At 69.9% G+C, this 14,959-nt stretch carries 13 protein-coding genes; all 13 read right to left on the bottom strand.

Annotation, left to right across the window (positions count from 1 at the left end; translation table 11 throughout):
- Positions 1-19 precede the first annotated feature (19 nt).
- Positions 20-304, bottom strand: a complete 285-nt coding sequence (locus tag ACFV6X_RS11385) for a YggT family protein (protein ID WP_007448661.1) — start codon at positions 302-304, stop codon at positions 20-22.
- 80 nt (positions 305-384) lie between these two features.
- Complete coding sequence (locus ACFV6X_RS11380; protein WP_365457372.1) at positions 385-1,026, bottom strand: cell division protein SepF; 642 nt, start codon at positions 1,024-1,026, stop codon at positions 385-387.
- 129 nt (positions 1,027-1,155) lie between these two features.
- Positions 1,156-1,875 (bottom strand): YggS family pyridoxal phosphate-dependent enzyme, encoded by a 720-nt coding sequence (locus tag ACFV6X_RS11375; RefSeq protein ID WP_385380987.1) that lies wholly within the window; start codon positions 1,873-1,875, stop codon positions 1,156-1,158.
- A gap of 5 nt (positions 1,876-1,880) precedes the next feature.
- Positions 1,881-2,612: a peptidoglycan editing factor PgeF gene (gene pgeF, locus ACFV6X_RS11370; RefSeq protein ID WP_385380984.1), complete on the bottom strand. Its 732-nt coding sequence runs from the start codon at positions 2,610-2,612 to the stop codon at positions 1,881-1,883.
- Complete coding sequence (gene ftsZ / locus ACFV6X_RS11365) at positions 2,609-3,799, bottom strand: cell division protein FtsZ (protein ID WP_385380981.1); 1,191 nt, start codon at positions 3,797-3,799, stop codon at positions 2,609-2,611. Before ftsZ ends, pgeF begins: the two co-directional genes overlap by 4 nt.
- Before the next feature lie 278 nt (positions 3,800-4,077).
- Positions 4,078-4,872 carry a cell division protein FtsQ/DivIB gene (locus ACFV6X_RS11360; RefSeq protein WP_385380978.1) on the bottom strand — a complete coding sequence of 265 codons (795 nt, stop codon included), beginning with the start codon at positions 4,870-4,872 and terminating at the stop codon, positions 4,078-4,080.
- A gap of 26 nt (positions 4,873-4,898) precedes the next feature.
- Positions 4,899-5,996 (bottom strand): undecaprenyldiphospho-muramoylpentapeptide beta-N-acetylglucosaminyltransferase, encoded by a 1,098-nt coding sequence (murG, locus tag ACFV6X_RS11355; protein WP_196463435.1) that lies wholly within the window; start codon positions 5,994-5,996, stop codon positions 4,899-4,901.
- Between the two features lie 6 nt (positions 5,997-6,002).
- Positions 6,003-7,361: a putative lipid II flippase FtsW gene (gene ftsW, locus ACFV6X_RS11350; protein WP_365457388.1), complete on the bottom strand. Its 1,359-nt coding sequence runs from the start codon at positions 7,359-7,361 to the stop codon at positions 6,003-6,005.
- A gap of 108 nt (positions 7,362-7,469) precedes the next feature.
- The gene (gene murD, locus ACFV6X_RS11345; protein WP_385380975.1) at positions 7,470-8,900 is read right to left on the bottom strand and encodes a UDP-N-acetylmuramoyl-L-alanine--D-glutamate ligase; all 1,431 of its coding nucleotides are present in this window, start codon (positions 8,898-8,900) and stop codon (positions 7,470-7,472) included.
- Complete coding sequence (gene mraY, locus ACFV6X_RS11340) at positions 8,882-9,955, bottom strand: phospho-N-acetylmuramoyl-pentapeptide-transferase (RefSeq protein WP_365457394.1); 1,074 nt, start codon at positions 9,953-9,955, stop codon at positions 8,882-8,884. Before mraY ends, murD begins: the two co-directional genes overlap by 19 nt.
- On the bottom strand, positions 9,952-11,367 hold the full coding sequence (murF, locus tag ACFV6X_RS11335) for a UDP-N-acetylmuramoyl-tripeptide--D-alanyl-D-alanine ligase (protein ID WP_385380971.1): 1,416 nt from the start codon (positions 11,365-11,367) through the stop codon (positions 9,952-9,954). The genes mraY and murF overlap by 4 nt, the downstream gene beginning before the upstream one ends.
- 28 nt (positions 11,368-11,395) lie before the next feature.
- Positions 11,396-13,051: a UDP-N-acetylmuramoyl-L-alanyl-D-glutamate--2,6-diaminopimelate ligase gene (locus ACFV6X_RS11330; RefSeq protein ID WP_385380968.1), complete on the bottom strand. Its 1,656-nt coding sequence runs from the start codon at positions 13,049-13,051 to the stop codon at positions 11,396-11,398.
- A 28-nt stretch (positions 13,052-13,079) separates the two neighbouring features.
- Positions 13,080-14,959: peptidoglycan D,D-transpeptidase FtsI family protein (locus ACFV6X_RS11325; protein ID WP_385380965.1), on the bottom strand; the 1,880-nt coding region annotated here is incomplete at its 5' end.

Below are 14,959 nucleotides of genomic sequence, written 5' to 3'. Positions count from 1 at the left end.
AGACCGTAGTTCACATCGCTCACAGCCGACTCACGATCGAGATCAGGATGTAGACGATGATCATCAGTACGAAGAAGGACAGGTCGAGCGCCACGCCCCCGAGACGCAGCGGCGGAATGAACCGCCGCAGAAGCTTGAGCGGTGGATCAGTGACAGTGTAGGTGGCCTCCAGAACGACCACCATCGCCTTGCCGGGTTGCCATGAGCGGGCGAACTGGAAGACGTAGTCCATGACCAACCGGAAGATGAGCACGATGAGGAAGCACATCAGCGCGATGTAGACGACATCCAGGACCACGCTCATGACCCTTGCTTCCCTCTCCCCTGATCCATGCTCTGGGTACTGCTCGGTGATGCTTGTACTGATGTTTCCGGTCGTACGTCTCAGCTCTGGTTGAAGAACCCGCCCTCTGCGATGCGGGCCTTGTCCTCCGCCGTGACATCGACGTTAGCAGGAGACAACAGGAACACCTTCTGCGTCACCCGCTCGATACTGCCGTGAAGACCAAACACCAAACCCGCCGCAAAGTCGACAAGTCGCTTGGCGTCTGTGTCATCCATCTCAGTCAAGTTCATGATCACCGGGGTGCCCTCACGGAAGTGTTCCCCGATGGTACGGGCTTCGTTGTAGGTCCGCGGGTGAAGCGTGGTGATCCGGTACGGCTCTCGTTCCGACACGACTTTGGGCATGATCACCGGCGCGTTCTTCTCCAGGCTCTGACGTTCTTGTGTGATGGATGCCACGGGCGCGATGCGCGCCGGACGTCCGGATTCCGCGGGTAGCGAAGCGGCGTGGGCGAGTGGCTCGCGAGGCGCCGGAGGCTGCACCATTCGTACCGGTTCATCCCTTTGGGACTGATGTGCACTGTGAGACTGGTGCGACGACTCGTGGCGCCGGTGGTCCCGCTCGGGCTCCGGGTCGAGTTCGGGTTCGAAGTCGTCGTCGGGGTCGAATCCCCTGCCGTCGTACCCATCGTCCTCCACGAGGCCGAGGTAGACCGCCATCTTGCGCATCGCGCCGGCCATGCTCTGAGTCCTCCGCTCTGTGGTGGATCGGCTGACGACTGCCAAGTGCCCGCGATCCACGAGGTCGTTACGCCCGCCCTGCGACGGCAATGACCATATTTTCTGCTGTGGTCCGACTTCTTGGCGACGTTACCCGAGCCTGGGGCGGACTCCGAGTACCGCAGTGCCGACGCGCACATGTGTCGCTCCGGCGGCCACGGCCTGTTCGAGGTCCGCACTCATCCCTGCCGAGACCATGGTGGCAGCCGGATGGGTCCGGCGCATGTCAGTCGACAAATCCATCATCCGCTCGAACGCCGCCAGTTCGCGTCCCGCGAACTGGCCGGTGAGCGGCGCGACGGTCATCAGCCCGTCCAGCCGCAACCCCGGAGCCCCGGCCACGAGGTCGGCCAACTCCCCGATGCCGCCCGGCGCCACACCGCCCCGTTCGCCTCGCGCGCTGTCGCCCGCGTCGAGCGCGACCTGGATCAGGCACCCCAGCTCGCGCCCGGCGCGCACGGCCTCCCTGGACAGAGCCGTGACAAGCTTGGAACGATCTACGGACTGTACGACATCCGCGTAACCGACCACGGAACGCACCTTGTTGGTCTGCAACTGGCCGACGAAATGCCAAGTAAGGGGCAGATCCGAGCATTCCGCGGCCTTGGGTGCCGCGTCCTGGTCGCGGTTCTCGGCGACATGGCGCACACCGAGCTCCGACAGGATCCGCACATCGGCCGCGGGGTAGGTCTTGGTGACCACGATCAGGGTCACGTCCTCGCGCCGCCGCCCGGCGGCCGCGCACGCGGCGGCGATGCGCTCCTCCACATTCGCCAGATTTCTGGCGAGTTCGTCCTTACGGTCCGTCATGTGCCTCAGTCCAGCCACACATAGCCCGCGAGCCGACCGGTGGTGCGGTCGCGGCGGTACGAGAAGTGATCGCCCGACTCCAGCGTGCACACCGGCGCCTGCTCCCGGTCGCGCACCCCGAGCCGGGTGAGCTGGGCGTGCACTCCGGCGGCCACGTCGACCGCGGGCGTGCCCCAGCTCGTTTCGGCGTACGCCTCCGGCTCGACGGCGGCCACCTCGGCGCGCATCGCCTCCGGCACCTCGTAGCACCGGCCGCAGACGGCGGGTCCGGTGCGGGCCACGATCCGCTCCGGCTCGGCACCCAGTTCCATCATCGCGCGTAGCGCGGCCGGGACGACCCCGGCGATCATGCCGGGGCGGCCCGCGTGGGCCGCGGCGGCGACCCCGGCGACGGGGTCGGCGAGCAGGACGGGTACGCAGTCGGCGGTGAGGACGGCGAGGGCCAGGCCCCGCCGCCGGGTCACGATCGCGTCGACCGCCGGGATCTTCGCAGCGGAGTCCCAGGGTCCGTCGACCACGGCCACGTCGTCGCCGTGCACCTGGTTCATCCAGACGACCCGCCCGGGGTCGAGCCCGAGGGACTTGGCGGCCAGCTCACGATTGGTCCGTACCGCCTCGGGGTCGTCCCCGACCGCCCCGCCGAGATTGAGCTCCTCGTACGGAACGGCGCTCACCCCGCCCCACCTGTCGGTGAAAGCGAAGTGCGCGCCGTTCACGGTGTCGCGCTGTCCTATCACTTCAGGAAGTCCGGTACGTCCAGTTCCTCGGCCGCGCTGTCCGTGTAGCTGCGCGACGGCGGCACCGGCGGCGGCGCCTGGATCTCGCTCACCGGCTCGGGCGCGGGCTCCGGCTCCTCCTTCGGCTTGACGCTGCCGAGGGCGCCGAACGACGGGCGGCTCTCGGTCTGCCGTGCCGGAGCCGGCTCCTCGCGCTTGGCAGTGGTCGAGCCGAGGACGTTGTCCCGGCGGGCGGGGGGCTGGCCCCCGTCGAAGCCGGCCGCGATCACGGTGACCCGGACCTCGTCGCCGAGGGCGTCGTCGATGACCGCGCCGAAGATGATGTTGGCCTCGGGGTGGGCGGCCTCGCTGACCAGCTGGGCGGCCTCGTTGATCTCGAACAGTCCGAGGTCGGAGCCGCCGGAGATGGAGAGCAGCACGCCCCGGGCGCCGTCGATGGACGCCTCCAGGAGCGGCGAGGAGATCGCCATCTCGGCGGCGGCCACCGCGCGGTCGTCGCCGCGGGCCGAGCCGATGCCCATGAGGGCCGAACCGGCCTCCGACATGACCGACTTCACGTCGGCGAAGTCGAGGTTGATGAGGCCTGGGGTGGTGATGAGGTCGGTGATGCCCTGGACGCCGGAGAGAAGGACCTGGTCGGCCGACTTGAAGGCGTCGAGGACCGAGACCTGGCGGTCCGAGATGGACAGCAGCCGGTCGTTCGGGATGACGATGAGGGTGTCGACCTCTTCACGGAGCTCGGCGATGCCGTCCTCGGCCTGGTTGGCCCGGCGCCGTCCCTCGAAGGTGAACGGGCGCGTGACCACGCCGATGGTGAGGGCGCCCAGCGAGCGGGCGATGTTGGCCACGACGGGCGCGCCGCCGGTGCCGGTGCCGCCGCCTTCACCGGCGGTCACGAAGACCATGTCGGCCCCCTTCAGGACCTCCTCGATCTCCTCGCGGTGGTCCTCGGCGGCCTTGCGGCCGACGGCCGGGTTGGCTCCGGCGCCGAGTCCGCGGGTGAGTTCCCGGCCGACGTCGAGCTTCACGTCGGCGTCGCTCATCAACAGCGCCTGTGCGTCGGTGTTGATGGCGATGAACTCGACACCCTTGAGACCGACCTCGATCATCCGGTTGATGGCATTGACACCACCGCCGCCGACACCGATGACCTTGATGACTGCGAGGTAGTTCTGCGGTGCTGCCACGTCGAAGGCCTCTCGCCTCGAATTACGTGCCGTCGTCTCGCGGTGCCCCGCGGTCCGACGACTGATGCCGAATGGGACGGTCCGTAACGCCGACCCGAACCCTAACGCTGAAGTTTAGGGTTACCAGTGTGTCTGTTCCCTGGAGTCTTCTGAACAGGACACTAAGTCGACAAGTGGCGCACGTTCAACGAACACGCCGAACCTCCCGTTTTTCTTTTCACCCTATGTGATCAGCCGTAGCGCTGCCCAACCAGGGTGCTGGCCTGCGCTGATGTGCGTCAACTCCCTGCTGACGCAGGGGCGGTGGGAACGCTGACGTCGAAGTGCCGCGCGCCGGAAGCGGCTTTCATGAGAGCGGTGAGACTACGGGCCTTCGCCGACCCCTTCTCGCCGCTCCCCCACACGACCGTGCGTCCGCCGGTCAACTCCAGTGAGATCTCGTCGAAGGAACGGACCTTGACGACCCGGGTCTGCCGGGCGACCGCGGCGGGAACGGCGTCGGCGACCCGGACCGCCTCGCGTACCAGGCGGAGCTCTCCGAAACGGCGGTGACTGGCCGCGGCCGAACCCGACCGGGACACCGTCAATTCCAGGAGCGGAACGCCTTTCGGGGCCTCGGAAACCGTGGCGAAACGGACACCTTCGTCGTCCACTTCGACGAACTCGCGACCTTTTTCGACGAGCAGCACCGGGGTCCGCTCGGTCACTTTCAGACTGATTCCATGCGGCCAGGAACGGGCCACACGAACCGCGTCAATTCGGGGCAATTTCCGGCGCAGTCGCGCCTCGATGCGGTCGGTGTCGACCGAAATCAGCGGGGCGCCGACCGGTACGTCGGCGGCATCGCGTACCTGCGCGGGCGTCAGGACGTCGGTCCCGGAGACGGTCACGCGCTCCACGCGCGTCCACTGCGCGCCGTACAACAGCCAGCCGGCACCGGCTCCGAGGGGAATCAGGACAATCCCAAGAATGATGATCGTACGAAGCCTGGGCAGCCTCAGACTCCGGACGGGGGGCGGGCCGGACGTCTCCTGCTGGCGTGCACCGCGCTCGGCGGTGGTCGGTCCGGCCACGCTCCCTGCCTTCCGTTCAAACGTGCCTATCGGTGTGCACGGTTGGCGGCGATCGCCTCGTACACCATGCCGACGAGGAGTTCGTCGGCGTCCCGACGGCCGAACTCACCGGCGGCGCGGGACATCTCGTACAGCCGGTGCGGGTCGGCGAGCACGGGCAGGACGTTCTGCTGCACCCACTCCGGGGTGAGTTCCGCGTCGTCGACCAGCAGTCCGCCGCCGGCCTTGACCACCGGCTGGGCGTTCAGCCGCTGTTCACCGTTGCCGATGGGCAGCGGGACGTAGGCGGCCGGCAGTCCGACGGCGGAGAGTTCGGCGACGGTCATCGCGCCGGCCCGGCAGAGCATCATGTCGGCCGCGGCGTACGCGAGGTCCATCCGGTCCAGGTAACTTACCGGGATGTACGGGGGCATCCCCGGCATCTGGTGTACCTGCGGCAGTTCGTTCTTCGGGCCGACCGCGTGCAGGATCTGGATCCCCGCCTGCTGGAGCCACGGGGCGACCTGCTGGACCACCTCGTTGAGCCGCCGGGCGCCCTGCGAGCCGCCGGTGACCAGCAGCGTGGGCAGGTTGGGGTCGAGGCCGAACATCGCGCGGGCCTCGGGCCGGGCGGCGGCCCGGTCCAGGGTGGCGATGGAGCGCCGCAGCGGGATGCCGATGTAGCGGGCGCCGCGCAGCTTGCTGTCGGGCGTGGAGACGGCTACCTGGGAGGCGTACCGGGAGCCGATCTTGTTGGCGAGGCCGGGGCGGGCGTTCGCCTCGTGGATGACGATCGGCACACCGAGCCGCTTGGCGGCCAGATAGCCGGGCAGGGCGACGTAGCCGCCGAAGCCGACCACGGCGTCCGCCTTGGTGCGTTCCAGGATCTGCTCGGCCGCCTTGATCGTGCCGCGCAGCCGGCCCGGGACGGTGATCAGCTCGGGAGTGGGCTTGCGCGGCAGGGGGACGGCCGGGATCAGCGCCAGCTCGTAGCCGCGTTCCGGGACGAGCCGGGTCTCCAGGCCGCGCTCCGTGCCGAGGGCCGTGATCCCCACCGTCGGGTCCTGCCTGCGCAGGGCGTCCGCGAGGGCGAGCGCGGGCTCGATGTGGCCGGCGGTCCCCCCACCAGCGAGTACGACATGCACCGAAATTCACCGCTCTCCGGACGAGCGCGCCGTGGCGCGCCGTCGCATCGTGTTCCAACTCCGGGGACTCCGATTGGACGCAGTACCCCCGGCTCCCCGCTTTCTACCGAAGCGGGGTTGCCGCATCGCAAGCGCCGCCCGCGCAGCGGGCTCGTCGCGCGCGAAGGCGATCAGCAACCCGATGGCGAACATGGTCGGCAGCAGGGCGGATCCCCCGTAGGAGAACAGCGGGAGGGGGACGCCGGCGATCGGCAGCAGGCCGAGCACCGCACCGATGTTGATCACGGCCTGGGCCGTGATCCAGGTGGTCACGCCTCCCGCGGCATACCTGACGAAGGGGTCCTCCGTGCCTCCGGCCACGCGGATACCCGCATAGCCTAGAGCGGCGAAGAGGGCGAGCACCGACAGCGTCCCCGCCAGGCCCAGTTCCTCACCGGTGACGGCGAAGATGAAGTCGGTGTGCGCTTCCGGGAGTTGCCCCCATTTTTCCACACTCGCACCGAGTCCGGAACCGAAGAGTCCGCCGGAGGCCAGGGCGTAGATGCCGTGCACGGCCTGCCAGCAGGAGCCGTCGGGGCCCATCTCGGTGGCGCCGATGCAGCGGAACCGGTCCAGCCGGTTGGAACTGCTCTGGATCAGGATCGCGCCGAGCACCGCGGCGACCGCCAGTACGCCGACGAACAGCCGGGTCGGGGCGCCCGCCAGCCACAGCAAGCCGAACAGGATCGCCGTGAGGATGATCGCGGTGCCCATGTCGCCGCCGAGCATGATCAGGCCGAGCAGCATGAACGCGACCGGCACCAGCGGCACCAGCATGTGCTTCCACTGCGCGAGTAGGTTCTTGTCCTGCTTGCGGGCGAGCAGGTCCGCGCCCCACAGCACCAGGGCGAGCTTGCCGAACTCGCTGGGCTGGAGCTGGAAGGAGCCCCCGAGGGAGATCCAGTTCTGGTTGCCGTTGACAGCCATCCCTATCCCCGGCACCTGCACCAGGGCCATCAGGAAGACCGCGCCGGCGATGATCGGGTAGGCGAGCGCCCGGTGCAGCTTCACCGGCATCCGGGAGGCGACGTACAGCAGCACCGCGCCGATGACGGCGGCCAGCATCTGCTTGCGGAAGAAGTACGACCCCGACAGGGACATCTGCAGCGCGGTGATCTGGGAGGCCGAGTAGACCATCACCAGGCCCAGCACGGTGATCAGCAGGCTGCCGCCGAGGATGAGGTAGTACGCGGTCAGCGGCCGGTCCCAGGCGCGGCGCACGCGGATGTAGACCCGTACCGCGCGGTTCTCGCGCGGCTGACGGGCGGCGGCGGGCGCGCGGACGGTCCGTCGGACCGGAGGACGTCCGGTACGGCTGCCGGACATCAGCGGCTCCCACCGGCGGGGAACCGAAGCCGACCAAACCCGAGCCTCATCCGAGTCACCTGTCCCTCCAAGGGTCCCCACAGCACCCGCCGTGGCCGAGACCCGCCGTCAGGCGCCCGCGCCGAGTTCGCGAACCGCCTCCGCGAACGTGTCTCCTCGCTTGTTGTAGTTGGCGAACATGTCCATGGAGGCACAGGCGGGTGCCAGAAGCACCGTGTCTCCGGTGACGGCCAGGCGCCGCGCCTCCTGGACAGCCGCGAGCATCGCCCCAGTGTCGGTCCGGTCGAGGTCGACGACGGGTACCTCCGGGGCGTGTCGCGCCAGGGCTTCCCGGATCAGGGCGCGATCGGCGCCGATGAGCACGGCCCCGCGAAGCCGCTTCGCCGACTTGGCGACCAGTTCGTCGAAGGTCGCTCCCTTGGCGAGTCCGCCCGCGATCCACACGATCGACTCGTACGCGGCCAACGAGGCCTCGGCCGCGTGGGTGTTGGTGGCCTTGGAGTCGTCGACGTAGGCCACCCCGTCCACGTCGGCGACGTGCGAGATGCGATGGGCGTCCGGGGTGAAGGCGCGCAGGCCGTCCCGCACGGCGCGGGCGGGCACGCCGTAGGCGCGGGCGAGGGCCGCCGCCGCAAGGGCGTTGGCGATGTTGTGCGGGGCCGGCGGGTTGACGTCGGAGACCTCGGCCAGCTCCTGGGCGTTCTTGTGCCGGTCCTCGACGAAGGCGCGGTCGACCAGGATGCCCTCCACGACGCCGAGTTGGGACGGCGCCGGGGTGCCCAGCGTGAAGCCGACGGCCCGGCAGCCCTCCTCGACGTCCGCCGCGCGCACCAGGTCCTCGGTGGCCTTGTCGGCCGCGTTGTAGACGCAGGCGACGCGATTGCCCTCGTAGACACGGCCCTTGTCGGCGGCGTAGGCCTCCATGGAGCCGTGCCAGTCGAGGTGGTCGGGGGCGAGGTTCAGCACGGCGGCGGAGTGGGCGCGCAGCGAGGGCGCCCAGTGCAGCTGGTAGCTGGACAGCTCGACGGCGAGGACGTCGTAGCGCTCCTCGCCGAGCACGGCGTCCAGCAGCGAGACGCCGATGTTGCCGACGGCGGCGGTGCGCAGTCCGGCCGCCCGCAGGATCGAGGCGAGCATCTGGACGGTCGTGGTCTTGCCGTTGGTACCGGTGACGGCGAGCCAGGGGGCCGCGTCGGGGCCCCGCAGCCGCCAGGCCAGTTCGACGTCGCCCCAGACCGGGACACCCGCCTCGGCCGCCGCCGTGAACAGCGGCTTGTCCGGCTTCCAGCCCGGCGCGGTGACGATCAGCTCGGTGCCCTCGGGCAGGGTCGCCCCGTCGCCGAGGCGGACGGTGACGCCGAGCGTCTCCAGCTCGGCGGCCTGGGCCCGGGCGCGCTCGTCGTCGCCGTCGTTGACGACGACGACGTGCGCACCGAGGCCGTGCAGGACCTTGGCCGCCGGGACGCCGGAGACGCCGAGCCCGGCGACGGTGACGTGCTTGCCCTTGAGCTCCGAGGAGGTCACTTTTCCGCTGCCCATCCCGCATAGAAGAGGCCCAGTCCGACAATCACACAGATGCCCTGAATGATCCAGAAGCGGACCACGACAAGGACTTCGGACCAGCCCTTGAGTTCGAAGTGGTGCTGGAGTGGTGCCATCCGGAAGACGCGCTTGCCGGTGAGGCGGAACGAGCCGACCTGGATGACCACCGACATGGTGATCAGCACGAACAGACCGCCGAGGATGGCCAGCAGCAGCTCCGTGCGGGAGCAGATGGCCAGACCGGCGAGGACACCGCCGAGCGCCAGCGAGCCGGTGTCGCCCATGAAGATCTTGGCCGGTGAGGTGTTCCACCACAGGAAGCCGAGGCAGGCACCCATCAGGGCCGAGGCGACCACGGCGAGGTCGAGCGGGTCGCGCACCTCGTAGCAGGCGCCCGGGTTGGTCAGGGTGCCCGCGTTGGCGCAGGACTCCTGGAACTGCCAGACGCCGATGAAGGTGTAGGCGCCGAAGACCAGCACGGAGGCGCCGGTGGCGAGGCCGTCGAGGCCATCGGTGAGGTTCACGCCGTTCGACATCGCGAGGATCATGAACAGCGCCCAGATGACGAACAGCACCGGGCCGATCGTCCAGCCGAAGTCGGTGATGAACGACAGCTTGGTGGAGGCCGGGGTGTTGCCGCGGTTGTCGGCAAACTGAAGTGACAGCACCGCGAAGGCGATGCCGACGATCAGCTGTCCGGCCATCTTGGCCTTGGCCCGCAGACCCAGCGACCGCCGCTTGACGATCTTGATGTAGTCGTCCAGGAAGCCGACCAGACCCATGCCGGCCATCAGCCCGAGCACCAGCAGACCCGAGAAGGTCGGCGGCTTGCCGGTGATCACCTTGGACAGGAAGTAGGCGGCGATCGTGGCCGAGATGAAGGCGATGCCACCCATGGTGGGCGTACCGCGCTTGCTGGCGTGCTCGCGCGGACCGTCGTCGCGGATGTACTGGCCGTAGCCCTTGCGGGCCAGCAGCTTGATCAGCAGCGGCGTGCCCACCAGTGTCAGGAACAGGCCGATGACGCCCGCGAACAGGATCTGATTCATCATCGGGCGGCGACCTCACCCTCGGCACCCGTGGCGAGCAGCGCCTCGGCGACACTCTCCAGGCCGACCGAACGGGACGCCTTCACGAGGACGACGTCCCCCGGGCGCAACTCGCTGCGCAACAGGTCGACCGCCGCCTGTGCGTCGGACACGTGCACCGACTCCTCACCCCACGAACCCTCGTTATATGCGCCCAGTTGCAGCCAGGCGGCTTCCCTGCCCCCGACCGCGACGAGCTTGCTGACGTTGAGCCGGACGGCGAGCCGCCCGACCGCGTCGTGCTCGGCGAGCGCCTCGTCCCCGAGCTCGGCCATCTTGCCGAGCACCGCCCACGTACGACGCCCCCTACCCATGGCCACCAAGGCGCGCAGGGCGGCCCGCATGGACTCGGGGTTCGCGTTGTAGGCGTCGTTGACGACCGTCACGCCGTCCGGGCGCTCGGTGACCTCCATACGCCAGCGGGAGAGGGAGTCTGCCTCGGAGAGCGCGGTGGCGATCTCTTCCGCGGACATGCCCAGCTCATGGGCGACGGCGGCCGCGGCGAGCGCGTTCGACACGTGGTGCTCACCGTACAGGCGCATGGTCACATCACTGCACCCGGAGGGTGTGTGAAGGGTGAAAGAGGGCTGGCCGGAGTCCGTCAGGCGCACGTTCTCGGCGCGTACGTCCGCTTCGTCGGCCTCTCCGAAGAGGATCACCTTCGCCTTGGTGCGCGACGCCATGGCGCGTACGAGGGGATCGTCGGCGTTGAGGATCGCGGCACCGCCGTCCTCCGCCGACGGCAGCGCCTCGACGAGTTCGCCCTTGGCCTGCGCGATCTGCTCGCGGCCGCCGAACTCGCCGATGTGCGCGGTGCCGACGTTGAGGACCAGCCCGATCCGAGGAGGCGTCAGACCGGTGAGATAGCGGATGTGGCCGATGCCGCGCGCGCCCATCTCCAGTACCAGGAAACGGGTTTCCTCGGTGGCGCTGAGCGCGGTCAGCGGCAGCCCGATCTCGTTGTTGAACGAACCGGGCGTCCACACCGTCGGCGCCTTGCGCTGGAGTACCTGCGCGATCAGGTCCTTGGTGCTGGTCTTGCCCGCGGAGCCGGTCAGCGCGACGAGGGTGGTGCCGAGCTCGCGCACGACATGCCGGGCGAGGGCGCCGAGGGCCGTCTGGACGTCGTCCACGACGATCGCGGGCACGCCGACGGGACGCGACGCGAGCACCGCGACCGCGCCCGCCCCGACGACCTGTGCCGCGAAGTCGTGGCCGTCCACGCGTTCGCCGACGAAGGCGGCGAACAGGCTGCCGGGCACGACCTCACGGGAGTCCCGGACGACCGGTCCGGTCACCTGTGCCGACGGATCCGGTATGTCGTGCGTCTGCCCGCCGACGACTTCTGCGATCTCGGCGAGAGAGAGGGCGATCACAAGTTCATCCCCTGGGTCTTCTGGATTTTCATCCCTGGGTTTTCCGGATTGCTTCGCGCAGTACCTGGCGGTCGTCGAACGGTCGGACCACCCCGGCGATGTCCTGGCCCTGCTCATGGCCCTTGCCCGCGACCAGTACGGTGTCCCCCGGCTGCGCCCGCCCGACGGCGGCGGCGATGGCGGCGGCCCGATCCTCGAACAGCAGCACCTCCCCGCGTTCGTGCGCGGGCACCGTCGCCGCGCCCTGCAGCATCGTGGCGAGGATCGCGAGGGGGTCCTCGGAGCGGGGGTTGTCGGACGTCAGTACGGCCGTGTCGGCGAGCCGGGCCGCGGCGGCGCCCATCGGGCCCCGCTTGGTGATGTCCCGGTCACCGCCGCAGCCCAGCACGACGTGCACCTGGCCCTTCGTGACCTTGCGCAGCGCCTTGAGGACGGACTCGACGGCGTCCGTCTTGTGGGCGTAGTCGACGACCGCGAGGTAGTCCTGGCCGGCGTCCACGCGCTCCAGGCGGCCCGGCACTCCCGGTACGGCGGCGACGCCGTCGGCGGCGGTCTGCGGGTCGAGGCCCGCGGCGGCGAGGGCGACGATCGCCGCGAGGGTGTTCGCCACGTTGAACGGGCCCGGCAGTGGCGAGCGGGCGCGGATCCGCTCGCCGTCCGGGCCGAGCACGGTGAAGGGCGAGTCCAGCGGGCCGACCTCGACGTCCTCGGCGCGCCAGTCGGCGTCCGGGTGGCCCTCGGCAGAGTAGGTGACGACCGGGACGCCGGCCTCGCGGGCCAGCCTGCGGCCGTACTCGTCGTCGATGTTGACCACGCCGAGTCTGCTGCGTTCCGGCGTGAACAGCTGCGCCTTGGCCCGGAAGTAGTCCTCCATGTCGGAGTGGAACTCCATGTGTTCCGGGCTGAGGTTGGTGAAGACCGCGACGTCGAAGACGCAGCCGTCGACCCGGCCGAGGACCAGCGCGTGGCTGGAGACCTCCATGGCGACCGCCTCGACCCCCCGTTCGCGCATCACGGCGAACAAGGCCTGGAGGTCGGTGGCTTCGGGCGTGGTGCGCTCGGACTTGATGCGCTCGTCGCCGATCCGGGTCTCGACCGTGCCGATCAGACCGGCGGCGCGGCCCGTCCTGATGCCGCCCTCGACGAGATAGGCGGTGGTGGTCTTGCCGGAGGTACCGGTGATGCCGATCTGGAGCAGCTCGCGGCCGGGGTGGCCGTAGATCGTCGCCGCCAGCTCGCCCATCTCCGCGCGCGGGTCGCCGACGGTGAGCACCGGCAGTCCGGTGGCGGCGGCGCGCTCGGTGCCGGCCGGGTCGGTCAGCACGGCGGCGGCGCCGAGGCCGACGGCCTGGGTGACGAAGTCGGCGCCGTGCACGCGGGCGCCGGACAGCGCGGCGTACAGGTCGCCGGGGCGGACGGCGCGCGAGTCATGGGTGACCCCCGTGACCGCGGCGGCCGCTTCCGGGGCGGTGACACCCAGCTGATCGGCGAGCTCCGCGAGGGGTGTGGCGGAGACCCGTTCCGGCCTCGGCGGTCCCGGGTAGGTCACGGGAACGTCCTTCTGAGTGGTTTGGGACTGATCAGCGTGTGGCACGGCGGTGAGCGTACCGGGCGCACCCGCTCCGGAGCGAAGTGAGGGGCGGGGGCTGCTCTGGTTCCCGGGATCGGGGGTGATCGTTGTCACGGATGGTTCCTGGGGTGCTCGGTGCTGATCAGGGCATGAAGGTGACCGGGAGCCTCGCGGGCCCGGCTCCCGTCGGCGGGACCTGGAGGGTCTTCAGGGCGAACTCCATCACCTGCTTGTAGACGGGCCCGCAGATCTGGCCGCCGAAGTAGCTGCCCTTGGTGGCGTTCTGGATGGCGCAGTAGACGGTGACGCGGGGCTTGTCCGCGGGGGCGAATCCCGCGAACGACGAGGTGTAGCCGCGGTACTTGCCGGTGTCCGGATCCACGCGGTTGGCGGTGCCCGTCTTGCCGGCGACCCGGTACCCGGGGATGCGCGCCTTGGTGCCGGTGCCCTCCTCGTCGTCGACGACCGACTCCAGCATCCGGGCGAGTGTCGTGGCCGTCTTCTCGCTCACGACCCGTGTCCTGTCCGGCTCCGGGGCGGGTGTGAAGCGTCCGTCCGGTCCCTTGGTGCCACGTACGAGCGTGGGTTCGACGCGCAGACCGCCGTTGGCGATGGTCGAGTACACGGAGGCCGCCTGCATCGCGTTGATGGACACTCCCTGGCCGAAAGGAATCGTGTACTGCTGCGACGTCGACCACTGGTCCGGCGGCGCGAGGATGCCCTTGGTCTCCCCGGGGAAGCCCAGCCCGGTGTAGCCGCCGATGCCGAACTCGCGCAGGTACTTGTGGAGCACCCGGTTGGCCTCGGCCTGCGTCTTGCCGAGCTGCCCGGTGGCCAGGATGGTGCCGATGTTGCTGGACTTGGCCAGCACGCCGTTGAGCGTCAGGTACCAGGTCGGGTGGTCGATGTCGTCCTGGAAGAGCCGGTCGCCCCGGTGCAGCCGGTTCGGCACGACCACGTGCGTCTGGGGTGTGGCGACGTTCTCCTCCAGCACGGCGGCCATCGACATGACCTTGGCGGTGGAGCCGGGCTCGAACGCGTCCTGGAGGGCCGCGTTGCCCATGGCGGCCGCGTCGGCCGTGGTCAGGTCGTTGGGGTCGAAGCCGGGCGAGTTGGCCATGGCGAGGATCTCGCCGGTGCGGGTGTCCTGCACGATCACATAGCCACGGTCCGCGTCGGACTTCTTCACCTGCTCGGCGATGGCGTCCTGCGCGGCCCACTGGATGTCGCGGTCGATGGTCAGCTCGATGTCGGAGCCGGGCACCGCGGGCGTCTCGGTGGAGCCGACGGTCGGCACCTGGAGGCCGCCGGACTGGGCGTAGCGGATCTTGCCGTCCTCGCCGGCCAGCCGGTCGTTCAGCTGCTGCTCGATACCGCCGCCGCCCTTGCCCTCGGCATTGACCCAGCCCAGTATCCCGGCGGCCAGGTCGCCGTTGGGGTACACGCGCTTGCTGCTGGGCTCCGCGAGGACGCCGCCGAGGACGTTGACGGTGCTCGTGTCGGCCTCCGCCTTGGTGGCCAGCGCGGTCCTCAGGTCCTTGATCTGCTTCCAGACCTGCGGGGTCTGCCGGGTGGCGAGCCTGACGTAGCGGAGGTTCCTGTCCTTCGGGCGGAGCTTGCTGGTGAGCTCGGCCTGGTCCTTGCCGAGGATCGGCGCGAGGAGTGCCGCCGCCTGCTCGGGAGCGTCGTCGACCTTGAGCTGCTCGCGGGTGAACAGCGTGGGGTCGGCGGTGATGTCGTACGCGTCGACGCTGGTCGCCAGGGCCACGCCGGTGCGGTCGGTGATCTCGCCGCGCTGGGCGGCGAGGGTGTGCACGACGTACCGGTTCTGCTCGGCCTTGGCGGCGTAGGCGCTCGCGTCGACGGCCTGCACCTGTAGCAGCCGGACGACGAAGACCATCATGACGAGGGTCAGCGCGAAGCCGATCAGGCGCAGCCGGGGGCGAGGGCTGCCGAGCCGGAGCGCGGGCGGGGCCGCCGGACCGGGCCGGCCGGGCCCGCGTGCCGGGCGGGCGCCGGGGC

The sequence above is a fragment of the Streptomyces sp. NPDC059861 genome (genome assembly GCF_042731435.1).
Lineage (GTDB): Bacteria > Actinomycetota > Actinomycetes > Streptomycetales > Streptomycetaceae > Streptomyces.
This window is presented reverse-complemented; position numbering and strand designations above follow the sequence as displayed.

Coding starts and splice junctions, on each gene's coding strand:
- murD (WP_385380975.1), bottom strand. CDS start 8,900: ATGGGCAGCGGAAAAGTGACCTCCTCGGAGCTCAAGGGCAAGCACGTC.
- mraY (WP_365457394.1), bottom strand. CDS start 9,955: ATGATGAATCAGATCCTGTTCGCGGGCGTCATCGGCCTGTTCCTGACA.
- ACFV6X_RS11380 (WP_365457372.1), bottom strand. CDS start 1,026: ATGGCCGGCGCGATGCGCAAGATGGCGGTCTACCTCGGCCTCGTGGAG.
- ACFV6X_RS11375 (WP_385380987.1), bottom strand. CDS start 1,875: ATGACGGACCGTAAGGACGAACTCGCCAGAAATCTGGCGAATGTGGAG.
- ACFV6X_RS11385 (WP_007448661.1), bottom strand. CDS start 304: ATGAGCGTGGTCCTGGATGTCGTCTACATCGCGCTGATGTGCTTCCTC.
- ftsW (WP_365457388.1), bottom strand. CDS start 7,361: ATGTCCGGCAGCCGTACCGGACGTCCTCCGGTCCGACGGACCGTCCGC.